At 62.9% G+C, this 13,112-nt stretch carries 11 protein-coding genes; 1 reads left to right on the top strand and 10 read right to left on the bottom strand.

Features of this window, described 5'->3' with window-relative positions; genetic code table 11:
• Positions 1-8: 8 nt before the first annotated feature.
• Together AC2ISB_RS16085 and AC2ISB_RS16080 are read right to left on the bottom strand one after the other, a co-directional pair.
• Positions 9-1,472 (bottom strand): aldehyde dehydrogenase family protein, encoded by a 1,464-nt coding sequence (locus AC2ISB_RS16085; RefSeq protein WP_486577210.1) that lies wholly within the window; start codon positions 1,470-1,472, stop codon positions 9-11.
• Between the two features lie 119 nt (positions 1,473-1,591).
• Positions 1,592-2,917, bottom strand: coding sequence for an NAD(P)/FAD-dependent oxidoreductase (locus tag AC2ISB_RS16080; protein WP_486577209.1), 1,326 nt, complete (start codon positions 2,915-2,917; stop codon positions 1,592-1,594).
• A gap of 168 nt (positions 2,918-3,085) precedes the next feature.
• Here AC2ISB_RS16080 and AC2ISB_RS16075 point away from each other — a divergent pair, with 168 nt between their 5' ends.
• Positions 3,086-3,580 (top strand): Lrp/AsnC family transcriptional regulator, encoded by a 495-nt coding sequence (locus AC2ISB_RS16075; protein ID WP_330647181.1) that lies wholly within the window; start codon positions 3,086-3,088, stop codon positions 3,578-3,580.
• A 29-nt stretch (positions 3,581-3,609) separates the two neighbouring features.
• Here AC2ISB_RS16075 and AC2ISB_RS16070 read toward each other — a convergent pair whose 3' ends face one another.
• The 8 genes from AC2ISB_RS16070 to AC2ISB_RS16035 all read right to left on the bottom strand — a co-directional run bounded on the left by AC2ISB_RS16070 (position 3,610) and on the right by AC2ISB_RS16035 (position 13,045).
• Positions 3,610-5,286 (bottom strand): ABC transporter ATP-binding protein, encoded by a 1,677-nt coding sequence (locus AC2ISB_RS16070; RefSeq protein ID WP_486577207.1) that lies wholly within the window; start codon positions 5,284-5,286, stop codon positions 3,610-3,612.
• Positions 5,287-5,289: 3 nt separating this feature from the next.
• Positions 5,290-6,138 (bottom strand): ABC transporter permease, encoded by an 849-nt coding sequence (locus tag AC2ISB_RS16065; protein WP_330647183.1) that lies wholly within the window; start codon positions 6,136-6,138, stop codon positions 5,290-5,292.
• Entirely contained in the window at positions 6,138-7,085 is a 948-nt protein-coding gene (locus tag AC2ISB_RS16060) for an ABC transporter permease (protein ID WP_339109804.1), read from the bottom strand. The genes AC2ISB_RS16065 and AC2ISB_RS16060 overlap by 1 nt, the downstream gene beginning before the upstream one ends.
• Before the next feature lie 89 nt (positions 7,086-7,174).
• Positions 7,175-8,785 carry an ABC transporter substrate-binding protein gene (locus AC2ISB_RS16055; RefSeq protein WP_330647184.1) on the bottom strand — a complete coding sequence of 537 codons (1,611 nt, stop codon included), beginning with the start codon at positions 8,783-8,785 and terminating at the stop codon, positions 7,175-7,177.
• A gap of 97 nt (positions 8,786-8,882) precedes the next feature.
• Positions 8,883-9,614 (bottom strand): HAD-IA family hydrolase, encoded by a 732-nt coding sequence (locus tag AC2ISB_RS16050; protein ID WP_486577206.1) that lies wholly within the window; start codon positions 9,612-9,614, stop codon positions 8,883-8,885.
• A 281-nt stretch (positions 9,615-9,895) separates the two neighbouring features.
• The gene (locus tag AC2ISB_RS16045) at positions 9,896-10,807 is read right to left on the bottom strand and encodes a 2-hydroxyacid dehydrogenase (protein ID WP_486577205.1); all 912 of its coding nucleotides are present in this window, start codon (positions 10,805-10,807) and stop codon (positions 9,896-9,898) included.
• Complete coding sequence (locus AC2ISB_RS16040; protein ID WP_330647187.1) at positions 10,807-12,177, bottom strand: aspartate aminotransferase family protein; 1,371 nt, start codon at positions 12,175-12,177, stop codon at positions 10,807-10,809. Before AC2ISB_RS16040 ends, AC2ISB_RS16045 begins: the two co-directional genes overlap by 1 nt.
• A gap of 16 nt (positions 12,178-12,193) precedes the next feature.
• A complete protein-coding gene (locus AC2ISB_RS16035) occupies positions 12,194-13,045 on the bottom strand; it encodes a GNAT family N-acetyltransferase (protein ID WP_486577204.1) in 852 nt (283 codons plus the stop codon).
• Between the last annotated feature and the right edge of the window lie 67 nt (positions 13,046-13,112).

Here is a 13,112-nt window from a genome sequence, read left to right as displayed (position 1 = left end):
TTGGCCGATTACAGATCGATCAGCACAGATTTCGTGCGCCGGTTGGCGCGGTAAGCCTCGCGGCCCAAGTCCTTGCCCAGACCCGAGGCTTTCCAGCCCCCCGTCGGCAGAATGTGATCACGCGAGCGGCCATAGCGGTTGACCCAGACGGTGCCGGCCTCAAGCCGACCGCTCAGACGCAGGGCACGCGAGAGGTCTTGCGTGAACAGCCCCGCGCACAGCCCGTAGGTGTCATGTGCCGCCAGCGTCATGGCCTCTTCCTCGCTGTCAAAGGTCTGGAAGGTGGCCACGGGGCCGAAGATTTCTTCGGTCACGGCGGGGTTCGTCTCATCCACACCTGCAATCAGGGTCGGCTGGTAGAAGCTGCCCGCGCGGTCAAAGGCAGCCCCACCGCAGAGGATCTCGCCGCCCTTGGCACGGGCCGCCTGCACGATGGAATCGATACGCCCCATCTGACGGGCGGAAATGATGGGCGAAAAGCCCGCAGCCCCCGCATGGGTCACATCAGGCACCTGGCGGCCAAATTCCGCCATCAGCTTGGCAGACAGCTCGTCAGCCACCGAGGCCGCGACCAGAATGCGCGAACCCGCCACGCAGAATTGCCCCGCATTGGGCAGGATACCCTTGGCCAGACATTCGGCCGCCTTATCCAGATCGGCATCGGCAAAGACCAGCATCGGGCTTTTGCCGCCCAGCTCCAGCGTCATCGGCTTGATGCCATGGCGCGCGATATTCTCCATGATCGCCGCCCCCGCGCGGGTCGAACCGGTGAAAGACACTTTATCAATGCCCGGATGGCCGGTGATCGCATTGCCGGTGGTCGGCCCGTCACCCAGAACCACATTCACCAGACCCGCCGGAATGCCCGCGCGCACCGACAATTCGGCCATATAGAGCGTGGTATAGGGCGTCATCTCGGAGGGTTTGATGACAACAGCATTTCCTGCCGCAAGCGCGGGGCCCAGCTTCCAGCCCGCCATGGAGATCGGGAAGTTCCACGGGGTCACCGCGCCGATCACGCCATAGGGATGGTCCGAGATATAGCCGAACTGCCCGTCCGACGTGGGCACCAGATCACCGCATTCCTTATCGGCGAATTCCGCGAAGAACCGGATCTGCTCGGCGGTGACCGCGATATCGCCGGTGAGCGCCTGCGCATAGGGGCGCGAGGAACAGATCGCCTCAAGGCTCGCCAGATAGGGCGCCTCGGCCTCCATCAGATCGGCCCATTTATGCAGCGCCTTGGCGCGGTCTCGCGGTGCAAGCCCGCCCCAGTTCGAGGTCTTCAACGCCTGCCGCGCCGAGGCGACAGCGCGATCCACCATCTGCGCATCGGCACAGGCAATGGCGCCGATGCGTTGGCCTGTCGAGGGCGAGATGACCTCGATCGCCTCGGGGGCTGCGACATAGTCGCCACCAATAAAATGGCCCGAAGGCAAAGAGACCGAAGTGGGGTCGAATGCGAAACTCATGCTATCCTCATCATGCTTGGCCCCAGCCTAAGCGAGACCGGCGCGTGAATTCTGGTTAAAACGCCCGCGCCGACGGCATAATTGTCTGCGCAAGCGCTCTGGCAGCATAATATGCCGGCTTAGAACTTCGAGACTTTGCCCCATTGGCTTTCGTTGAAACGCGCCAGCTTGTATTGCGCGGTCTCGGTGATGGGGGTGCGGCCCAGCAGCATATCGGCCACCAGATGCCCCACGCCCGGACCGATGCCGAAGCCATGGCCCGACAGGCCCGCCGCCAGCGTCAGCCCCTTCAGGCCGGTGTCGGTGTCGATCACCGGCACGCCATCGGGGGTGGAATCGATGAAGCCCGCCCAAGAGGCCTGCACCGGCAGCACCTTCAGCGCAGGCAGCAGATCGCGCGCGCGTTGCAGGGTCAGAGTGACCAGCCCCTTGTCGGGCACGGGGTCCAGCACGCGGGCGCGCTCCATCGGGGTGATCTGGTCAAGCGCCCATGTCTTGCGGGTCTCGAAGCCCGCTTTCCATGCCTGCAACCCGCCCGGAGTGAGGCTTTTCCAGCGCTTGGTGAACATCGGCAGGAAGTGCTTGGCCTGAGCGATCATGCCCGGCGTCGGGTCAACGGCGGCCTTGCCCGAGATCGCCAGTGTATAGGCGCCATCGCCGCGCCGCGTGATCGAGACCGCCGCCGTATGCAGCGCCTCGGGGATGCCTTCCGCCCCCGGAGCCACCGAGAGAATCGAGCTGCGCACCGAGGCCTGCGGGAAGGCGATGCCCTGCTGATGCAGGAAGCTCGACGCCCATGCGCCGCCTGCCATCACCACCTGCTGCGTCTTGATGGTGCCGCGTTCGGTCACCACGGCGCTGACCTGCCCTGCGGAGGTCTCCAACCCGCGCGCCGCGCAATTCTGGATCACATGGCCGCCGTGTTTCAAAATGCCCTTGGCAATCACAGGGGCTGCGCGCGAGGGATCCGCCGTGCCGTCGCTGGGCGACCAGACACCGCCCGCCCAGGGCTTTTGCGTGGCGGCTCCGCGTAGGGCGGCCTCGGCGGCGCTGAGCATACGGGTATCAACCCCCTCGCCCCGCGCGAATTCGCCCCATTTCGCCCAGCCCTCGATTTCCGCCGCATCATTGGACAGATACAGCAGACCACAGCGTTTGAACCCCATGTCCTCGCCGATATCGCGGGTCATATCTTCCCATAAATCCAGAGACTTGGTCGACAAAGGCAATTCCCGCGCATCGCGGTTCTGCTGGCGGCACCAGCCCCAGTTGCGGCTGGATTGTTCGGCGCCCACGCGGCCCTTTTCCAGCAGGACAACCTTCTGCCCTGCCCGCGCCAGCCAATAGGCCGCACAGGTGCCGACAATCCCTGCGCCGATGACAACGCAATCCGCCTCGGCGGGCAGCATATCACTGCTTTCCAATGTCAAAAGAGGGGCAGGCATCGGCGTCTCCTTATTATTTCCCGCAGGCTAACCGCCCCCGCGCAGCGTCATCTGCCAAATCTCGGGCTTTTGTGGCATTTCATGTTGTATGCGCCGCCTTGCACACTCTTCCTTGCGCTGTAAAACACGCTAAGAATGGTCGGAAAAGCGATCACGGCAGGGGAAGACATGAGCACGGCCTATAAACTGGACAGAATCGACCTGAAGATTCTGGCGGAGCTGCAACGCAATGGCCGCATTACCAATGTCGAACTTGCCGATCTGGTGGCGCTCTCGCCCTCACCCTGCCTGATGCGGGTCAAGAAGCTCCAGCGGGCGGGATATATCAGCGGCTATACCGCACAGATCGACATGACGAAGCTCGGGGAAACCCTGACGGTGTTCACCGAGTTCACCCTCAAGAACCATCGCCAGATCGACTTCGCCCGCTTTCAGGAGGCGTTGGAAAAGGTGGATAGCTGCATCGAATGCCATCTGGTCTCGGGGGGCTATGACTATCTGGCCAAATTCGTCACCGCCTCTATTGGCGATTACCAGACCATCCTCGAAGGGCTCGTGGACCGCGATATCGGTATCGACAAATATTTCAGCTTCGTGGTGATGAAAACGCCCTTCGTCAAAACCCAGATCCCGCTGACGCGGATCTTTGCCGACCGGCTGTGAAAAAGCCCCGCGAAGGGCGGGGCTTTCACTTAGCGGTTGGCGAATGTGGCAATCAGTTCGGGGTCCTGTTCCAGCGTGTTCAGCCAGTTCGTATCAAGCTGCGGCACAGACGAAATCAGCAGCCGCGAATAGGGATGCAACGCCTCCGCGCTCATGCGGGCCGCAGGCAGCGCCTCGACCACCTCGCCCTTATACATCACCAGCACCTCGTCACAGATCGCCTCGACGGTCGAAAGATCATGGCTGATGAACATATAACTCAGGTGCAGTTCACGCTGCAGCTCTTTCAGCAGCTCGATGATCGCCGCCGCCACAACCGTATCCAGCGCCGAGGTGATCTCGTCGCACAGGATCAGCTCCGGCTCGGCGGCCAAGGCGCGGGCCAGATTGACGCGCTGTTTCTGCCCGCCCGACAGTTCGCCCGGCAGGCGGTGGCGCAGGCTGGCAGGCAGACGCACCATGTCCAGCAGCTCGATCACGCGGGCCTCGCGCGCCTGCCCCCGCAGCCCGTGATAGAAGGTCAGCGGACGGCCCAGAATGGTGCCGATGGATTGTGCCGGATTCAGCGCCGTATCGGCTAGCTGGAACACGATCTGCGCACGGCGCAGCTGTTCCTTGGAGCGTTTGGCCAGATCAAGCGGCATTTCCTGCCCGTCCACCATCGTATAGCCGCGATAGGGCGGCAAGATCCCCGCAATCGCCCGCGCAAGGGTTGATTTCCCCGAGCCGGATTCCCCGATCACCCCAAGATTGCGGCCCCGATCCAGCTTGAAATTCACGTTTTTGAGGATTTTGGCATAGGGCACGCCATCGCGCATCGGCCCGTATCCGGCGCAAAGATCATGCACCTGCAGAATGGGCGTGTGCTTGGCGCGGTCCGGCACGCCGGAGGGTTCATGCAGCACCGGCTCGAAAGCGGCCAGAAGCTGTCTGGTATAGGGATGGGCAGGCGCATGCAGGATCTGCTCGCAGCTGCCTTCTTCCTGTATCTCGCCGCCCTTCAGCACCACGATCCGGTCCGCAATCTGCGCCACCACCGCCAGATCATGGCTGACATAGACACCCGCCGCCCCGACCTCGGCCATCGCATTGCGAAACGCCCGCAACACCTCGATCTGGGTGGTCACATCCAGCGCAGTGGTCGGCTCATCGAAAATTACCAGCTTGGGGCTACCGATCAACGCCATCGCCGCCGACAGCCGCTGCAACTGCCCGCCAGAGACCTGATGGGGATAGCGTTGACCGATGGTCTCGGGGTTGGGCAGAGCCAAGGCACGGAACAGAGATACAGCCTTGGCCTCGGCCTCATCGCGGGGCATCAGGCCGTGGATTGTGGTGATTTCCACCACCTGATCCATGATACGCTGGCTGGGGTTGAAGGCCGCAGCCGCCGATTGCGGCACATAGGACACCTCGGTGCCGCGAATACGGGCACGGGCTTTTTCCGACATCGCGGTCACGATATGCCGGTCCAGCCGGATTTCGCCGCCGGTGATCTCGCAGCCGGTGCGGGTATGGCCCATCAGCGACAGCGCGATCGTGGTTTTGCCCGAACCGGATTCCCCGATCAATGACACCATCTCGCCGGGGGCGATGTCGAAACTGACCCCCTTGATGATCTCGATTTTACGCCCCGCATCGGTGGTCGCCCCGATCCGCAGATCACGGACCGAAACAAGCGCGGTTTCTTGTGCGAAATCTTTCATGGTTCAGCTCCTGTCGCGGATTTTGGTGGGCAGGTTGTCGATGAACAGGTTCACCGAAATGGTCAGCGAAGCGATGGCCAAGCAGGGGAAGACCACCGCCGGCGCCCCCAGCGACAGACCTTCGATATTCTCGCGCACAAGCCCGCCCCAATCGGCATTGGGCGGCTGCACCCCGAGGCCAAGGAAGGACAGCCCAGAAAGCACCAGCACGATGAACACGAAACGCAATCCCAGATCGGCCAGAACGGGGCCGAGGATATTGGGGAAGATCTCGCGGGCGATCAGATAGGGGGTGCCCTCGCCCCGCGCACGGGCCACCGTCACGAAATCCATCGTGTTCACATTGACCGCCAGCGCGCGGGCAAAGCGATATGCCCCGGGCAGATAGATCACCGCCAAAGTCCCGACCAGCACCGGAATGGAGGAGCCGATGGCCGCCACCGTCACCAGCCCGAACAGCAGCGAGGGAATGCCGTTCAGCGCATCCAGCAGCCGCGACAGGATCATGTCGAACCAGCCCCCCGCGACCGCCGCCACCATGCCAAGGATCACCCCGCCCGAACAGGCCAGAAAAACCGAGGCCAGCGCGATGCCGACGGTGTAACGCGCGCCCAGCAACACACGCGAGAATACGTCGCGCCCCAGATAATCCGTGCCCATCCAGAACTTTCCGGAGGCGGCACCGAAGAAATCCCAATCGACGATCTCGCCCGGCGGATGCGGCGCAAGGGCACTGCCGCAGATCGCGATCACCGCCCAGAACAGGATCACGGCCAGACCGATACGGCCGACCCAATTAAACGAATAGCCAAGGTTTTTCGGCGTCGGGAGGCGGAAACTTGTCATATTCATCAACGGCGCAGCCTCGGGTTGGAGAGAATAGCGATAAGATCGGCCAGCGTGATCAGCAGCAGATAGCTGACGCAGAAGATCAACGCGCAGGACTGGATCAGCGGCAGGTCGCGGGTGGAAACGGCATCGACCATCAGCTTGGCCACGCCGGGATAGTTGAAGATCGTCTCGACGATGATGACCCCGCCCACCAGATAGCTCAGCGACAGGGCGACCGCATTGGCGATCGGCCCCAGCGCATTGGGCAGCGCATGTTTGAGCACCATCCGCTTGCGCGAGGCCCCCTTCAGCAGCGCCATCTCGACATAGGGGGTGTTGATCGTCTCGATGACGGCCGCACGGGTCATGCGGATCATCTGCGCCGAGATGACGAAGCTCAGCGTGATCACCGGCATCGCATAGGCCTTGAGAAGCGCCCCGAACGAGGTCACCTCTGCCGCCCCGTAGCTGAGCGCGGGAAGCCAGCCCAGCCAGACCGCAAAGATCAGCACCGACAGCGTGGCCACCATGAATTCGGGTACCGAGATCACCGAAATGGTCAGGATCGACACGATCCGGTCAAACCAGGACCCGCGCCACATGGCCGCCCCGATCCCGAGACCGAGCGCGACCGGCACCGAGATCACGGTGGTGATCCCCGCCAGTTTCAGCGAGCTCAGAAGCCGCCCGCCCACCAGATCGGCCACGGGGATATTATTGACATAGGAAATACCGAGATCACCGTGGAAAAAGCCCAGAAGCCAGCCCAGAAAGCGCAGGAGGGCGGGCTTATCAAGGCCCATCGCCTCGCGCAGACCGGCCACGGCATCGGGCGTTGCCGCCTGTCCCAGCAGGATTTCCGCCACATCTCCGGGCAGGAGTTCGGTGGCAAAGAACACGGCGAAAGACACGATCAGCAATGTCAGGATCGCGATACCAAGCCGTTGGAAAACAAGAACCCAAGGCATAAACGACTGGGGCAAGGGGCACCTCCCTTCGGAGCAATCTTCAAGAATGGCCCCTGCGCGCCAAGGCGCGCAGGTCCGCTCGGCTATGATCAGGCGTTCAGCCAGATATGTTCGGCAAAGGTGAAGCCCATCAGCGCCCCCAGCGGGTTCGGGCGCATCCCCCCGACCTTATCCGAAAGCCCGTCGACATTGGAGATATAGGCCGGAATGATCGTGCCCGCCTCATTGGCCACCATTTCCTGCATTTCCCAATAGATCGAGGTCCGCTTCTCCTCGTCCAGCGAGCCGCGCGCCTCCAGCATCATCTTGTCGAATTTCTCCGATTTGTAATGGCTTTCGTTCCACGGCGCATCCGAGGCATAAAGCAGCGAGAACAGGATATCGGGGGTCGGGCGCGGGTTGATATTGCCGAAATGCACCGGCGATTTCAGCCAGTAATTCGACCAATAGCCATCGGGCGGCACCTGATCGACTGTAAATTTCATGCCGATCTGCGCGCCCATCTGCTGGATGATGGTCGCCATATCCACCGAGGAATTCGCCGCCGTCGAGGCCACAAGCGGGATCTCGACCCCCAAAAGCCCCGCTTTCTCGAAATGGTGTCTGGCCTGATCGGGGTCGTAAGCGCGCGGTTTGAGATTGGGATTGTGATACCGGTCCGATGCCGAAACGGGCTGGTCATTGCCGATTTCGGCCATGCCCCGCAGGATCGACTTCTGGATCGCCTCGCGATTGACCAGATATTTCATCCCCTCGACAAAGCCGGTCTTGGCACCCGGCTCCATATCCAGCCGGATATTGAGGTCGGTATAGCTGCCCGAGCGCGTGATCGAGGTCTGCACCCCCGGCTTGCCGTCCATAAAGCGCACCGAACGCGGGTTGAGCGAAGCCCCGACCTGAATATCCCCCGACAAAAGCGCATTGACCCGCGCATTGGTATCGGCAATCGCGAAGAATTCGAAACTATCAAGATAGGGGGCTTTGTCCTTGAAGTAATTCGGGTTTTTCACAGCGATCGACCGCACACCCGGCTCGAAGGTTTCGCAGATGAAAGCACCTGTGCCGTTGGCCTTGCTGAAATCGGTCGTGCCATCGGCGATGATCATGAAATGGTGCATCGCCAGAATGGTCGGCAGATCGGCATTGGCGCCGGCCAGCACGATCTTCACCGTCAGATCGTCAAGCTTGGAGATTTCGGTCATCTGCGCGGCCATCGCATTGGCCTTGGACCCTACGGACGGATCAAGATGGCGCTTGAGAGAATAGACCACATCCTCGGCCGAGAGGGTCTTGCCGTCATGGAAGCTCACACCGGATTTCAGCTTGATTTCCCATGTCTTCGCATCATCGGTCTTGAGACTGTCGGCCAGTTCCATCTGCACGACGCCCTGTTCGTCGAGAATGGTCAGGCGGTTATAGAACGCACAGCAGCGCACGTAATCGGTCGACATGGAGGCCTTGGCCGGATCAAGCGTATCGGCGGTCGAGGACGACCAGCCCGCAGCTTTCAGATGCCCGCCATAGACAGGGGTCGCCGCGACCGCCTGATCGGCCCGCAGCAGAAGCGACCCGCCCGCCGCCATCCCGATCCCCGAGGCCATCAGCATCTTCAGAAGATCCCGTCGCGAGGCCCCGCGACGGATCATCGTCTCGACCATCGCATCATCGCGACCGGACCAGTTTGTCGGCTTATATGTCATATCGTGGGTATCCCTGTCAGGGGTGCGCAGCCGCACCGTTTTTATGATCGTTGGACGGAAGCCCGGGCGGTCTTGATGCCGCCCTGGGAAAGATGTGTCAGCCGCGAAAGGCCGCGTCTGCCGCTTGCGCCAGACCGGCCAGCGCATGGAAATGGTAATCGGGTTCGGTGAACTCTTTCGGGGCGATCGTGCCGCCATATCCGCTTTGCGCGTGCCGCCGCTGGATCCAAGCGTTTGTCATGCCCAATGCGCGCGAGATGCCGATATCATGATACTGGCTTTGCGCGGTATGCAGGATGTCCTCCTTCGACCCGCCATCCTGTTCCACATAGGCAAAAACCTGATGGAAGTAATCGGGGTCGGGCTTCTCGCAGCCGGTATCGTCGGTGGTGAACCCCGCCCAGAACGGCTGGCCCAGTTTCTCGGCATATTTCTCGAAAGCCCAGCGGCGGGCATTGGTCATGGCCACCAGCTTGTAATGCTGTTTGAGCATCGCCATCGCCTTGACGCTATCGGGGAAAGGCTTGGCCTCGCCCACGATGTCGATCATCAGCTGACGGTATTCTTCGGTGTCGGGCAGGCCCATCGCTGCGGCAATGCGCGCATAGCACCGCCCCAGATCATCGGGGAAACGCTGCGCGCCCTCTTCATAGCGCGCCTCGCGATAGACCGACAGCGCAGCCTCGCCGTCAATCGCCAGACCTTCCTTGGCCGCGATCTGCGCAAGCCCTTCTTTGATGGCCCCTTCGAAATCGATCAGGGTGCCGACCACATCGAACGTGACATAGCGAAAGGCGGTCAACGGTTTGGTGGCGGTGGTGGTTGCCATTTTCGGCAGTCCTTTCTGCGGGTGGACCGGAGGAGAGATCCGGCAAAAACGCGGGCGGGAGAGGTGGCGGCGGGCCTGCCTCCGCGCGAGGGTAGGCTGAGCTGCGGGCGCCGGTATCTCCCCTGCAATCTTGGTCTTACAAACCCCAGTGTGCCGAAGGATCCTGCGCTTGGAACACCGAATTGAGGGGGCTTCACGGCATAATCTTCTGTATCGATCCGCGCAGGGACAGAATTTCATGCGGCAAGGGCGCAACCGGCCCGAGGGCCGGCCGGCAGAGGTCAGTAGCCTTTTGCCTGATCGACCTGACCGGGCACGGGCGTTCCGTTGGTGGTGGCCTCGATCACGGCAAGCACATGGCGCGCGCCCTCCTCATGGCCGGTTTTCGCGGCAATATGCGGCGTAATCAGCACACGCGGATCGGCCCATGCCCAATGATCGGCAGGCAGGGGTTCGGGGTCGGTCACATCCAGCATTGCCGCAGCAATCCGGCCGCTGTCCAGCGCCGTTCTGAGCGCCTCCAGATCAAGCTGCGGCCCCCGTCCGGCCTGCACCAGCCGCGCGCCCTGCGGCAGTTGCGCCAGAAACGCGGCATCCATCAGCCCCCGCGTCTGCCCGGTCAAAGGCAGAAGACACACGAGAATGTCGCTGCGCGCCAGAAATTCCGGCAGGCCCGCCTGATCATAGACGGCACATTCTGCCGTGGACCGCCCCGAGCGCGACCATCCGGCCACCTCGAAGCCAAGCGCGCCCAGCGTCTGCGCGACAAGCTGCCCGATCCGCCCCATTCCCATGATCCCCACACGGGCCTCATGGGCAGAGCGGGGCGCATGCAGCTGCCAGCGTCCCTCGCGAGCCTGCGCGATATATAGTGGCAGATCGCGATGCAGCGCCAGCACCGCCATCACCACCCAGTCCCGCACCATCTGTTCGATACCCGGCGCAATCGTGCGCGACAGGATGACCCCTTCGGGCATGGGCGGCATCTGGTCCACCCCCGCCCCGACCGAGATCACCGCCCTGAGATTGGGATAGCGCGCCAGATTCTCCGGCGGTTGCCAGCAGGCGATATGGGTGATGGCGGCAGGATCTGTCACTGCCGCCTCGCCCATCACCATCTCGACCCCCGCACGGGCCAGCATCTGCGCCCAGACCGCACCGCGTTCGGGAACCGAAAGATACAGAAGCGCCATCAGGCCATCGCCGCGCGGACATCCGCATCATCCAGCGTCTCGTCCAGCACCGCCTTGGTGCGCGCCACGATCTGGTCGATCTCGTCATCGGTACAGCAGAGCGGCGGCGCATAACCGAAGATCCCCTGAGCGAAGGACCGCACGATCAGCCCCTTGTCCCATGCGCGATCAAACAGCCGTGTCGCCGGCTGGACCGAGGCAGGCAGGCGGGTTTTCTTGTCCTTATCCGTCACCAGTTCGAGTGCGGCCAGCATCCCGCGGCCCCGCACATCGCCCACAAGCGGGTGATCGGACAGGCTCTGCAACCCCTCCATCAGACGCGCACCGGCCTTGCGACCATTCTCCAGCAGCCCCCCTTCGTAAAGCGACAGCACTTCCAGCGCGACCGCCGCCGACACGGGATGCGCCGAATAGGTGAAACCGTGGCCCACCGCCTTGGCGCCCGCGCCCTCGGCAATGGTCTCGAACACATGGTCCGACATGAACACCGCCCCCATCGGCACATAGCCCGAGGTCAGGCCCTTGGCCGTGGTCATCATATCCGGCACGATGCCCTCTTCCTCGCAGGCAAAGAGCGGACCGGTGCGCCCGAAACCGGTGATGACCTCATCCGCGATAAACAGGATGTCCAATTCGCGGCAGGCCTCGCGCATGGCCTTGATCCAGCCCTTCGGCGGCACGAGCACACCGCCCGACCCCTGAATCGGCTCGACATAGAATGCCGCGACGCGCTCCGGCCCGATCGCGGCCACCTTCGCCTTCAGTTCAGCCACTGAGGCGGCAATGATTTCGGCGTCGCTTTTCAACGGGTTGCGATAGGTGTAATGCGACGAGATCTTGTGCTGCCAGCTATAGGGCACACCGAACCCCTCGTGGAAACCGGCCAGCGCGGTCAGGCCCGCACCCATGCTGGTCGACCCGTGATAGCCTTCCTCGACCGAAATGAACTGGTCCCGCCCGGGCTGCCCCTTGGCATGCCAGTAATAGCGCACGAAACGGATCGTGCTGTCGACAGCATCCGAGCCGCCCAACGAGAAATAGATATGGTTCAGATCCCCCGGAGCCCGTTCGGCCAAGGCCGCGGCCAGCTTGATCGGGGCTTCGGACCCAAGGCCGAAATAGCCCGTGGCATAAGGCAGCTTGCGCATCTGTTCAGCCGCCGCCTCGACGACGCTTTCATGGCCATAGCCCGCATTCACGCACCAAAGACCGGCAAAGCCGTCAATCAGCTCGCGCCCTTCGGCATCGGTCACCCGCGCCCCTTTGGCCGAGGCCAGCACCCGCACACCACGCGCAGCATGGCCTTGAAACGAGGACACGGGGTGGATCAGGTGCTGGCGATCCATCTCGATCAGGGAATTGGTCAACATTGACAGTCTCCTAAGATCAGCCCAGGGCCTGTGACACGAGGGCATAGGTTTTCAGTTCTAACGATTGCGCCGGTGCTGCGGCGCGGTCGCGGGTGCGGGCGCGCTCGCCCGCAGGGCGCACCATCTCGATCCCGCCCCCCGCATGGTGCAGACCCAGCGCCTTGGCATGATCGGCCAGAGCGTGCTCGGGCGCGAAATCGACGCGCAGGAACTGCCCCGCCACGCGGCAGGCCGCTTCCGAAAGCAGCGCCCGCGCGGCACGGTCATCTGCCGCAAGGATCGGCCCGATCACGTGCCCGCGTCCGAAGGCACGGATCATCGCCACCCCGCCTTGCATGGCGATCACCTCGCCCTGTGCGGCAATCTCGTGCAGCACGCGGCTCCGCTCCATACCGGTCGCGGCGCGATCCGCCGCCAACAGGACGGCCAGATCTTCGGGCGTGGCCTCCCGCACCGGCTGTTCGGGGGCTTGGGCCTGTGCGACACCCTGATATTGCGCCACCTCGCCCACGGCCTGAAAGCCGAGCTTGCGATACAGCGGCAAACCGTCGGCAGTGGCCACCAGCCGCAGCTCCATGCTGCCCGCCCGATCCAGCAGCGTCTGCATCAATGCCCGCCCCAACCCGCGCCCGCGCATCGCCGCGTCGACGATAATCATATTCATCGTGCCGACATCGCCCAGCAGCGACAGGATCGCGGTCCCCACAACCTTGTCCCCCTGCAGCGCCACCACTGCCTCGGACACGCCCAGCACCAAGGCCCAGTCTTCGCGACGATGGGGCCATGCAACAGCCTGCGACATCGCATGGGCCTGCGCCAGATGCGCAGGCTCCATCGGCGCAATAGTGATTTGGGCGGCATCGGTCATGGCTCGGGTCTCTTTCCTTCTTGCATCTGTCCGCTCCAGACTAGCGCCTGCACCACGGCAGTTTCCC

Source organism: Thioclava sp. NS-SX20 (genome assembly GCF_057380695.1).
The sequence above is the reverse complement of the archived record's forward strand: the minus strand, read 5'-3'. Positions and strand labels throughout refer to the sequence as shown.

Coding starts and splice junctions, on each gene's coding strand:
- AC2ISB_RS16075 (WP_330647181.1), top strand. CDS start 3,086: ATGAGCACGGCCTATAAACTGGACAGAATCGACCTGAAGATTCTGGCG.
- AC2ISB_RS16055 (WP_330647184.1), bottom strand. CDS start 8,785: ATGACATATAAGCCGACAAACTGGTCCGGTCGCGATGATGCGATGGTC.
- AC2ISB_RS16065 (WP_330647183.1), bottom strand. CDS start 6,138: ATGAATATGACAAGTTTCCGCCTCCCGACGCCGAAAAACCTTGGCTAT.
- AC2ISB_RS16045 (WP_486577205.1), bottom strand. CDS start 10,807: ATGGCGCTTCTGTATCTTTCGGTTCCCGAACGCGGTGCGGTCTGGGCG.
- AC2ISB_RS16070 (WP_486577207.1), bottom strand. CDS start 5,286: ATGAAAGATTTCGCACAAGAAACCGCGCTTGTTTCGGTCCGTGATCTG.
- AC2ISB_RS16060 (WP_339109804.1), bottom strand. CDS start 7,085: ATGCCTTGGGTTCTTGTTTTCCAACGGCTTGGTATCGCGATCCTGACA.
- AC2ISB_RS16040 (WP_330647187.1), bottom strand. CDS start 12,177: ATGTTGACCAATTCCCTGATCGAGATGGATCGCCAGCACCTGATCCAC.
- AC2ISB_RS16050 (WP_486577206.1), bottom strand. CDS start 9,614: ATGGCAACCACCACCGCCACCAAACCGTTGACCGCCTTTCGCTATGTC.
- AC2ISB_RS16085 (WP_486577210.1), bottom strand. CDS start 1,472: ATGAGTTTCGCATTCGACCCCACTTCGGTCTCTTTGCCTTCGGGCCAT.
- AC2ISB_RS16035 (WP_486577204.1), bottom strand. CDS start 13,045: ATGACCGATGCCGCCCAAATCACTATTGCGCCGATGGAGCCTGCGCAT.
- AC2ISB_RS16080 (WP_486577209.1), bottom strand. CDS start 2,917: ATGCCTGCCCCTCTTTTGACATTGGAAAGCAGTGATATGCTGCCCGCC.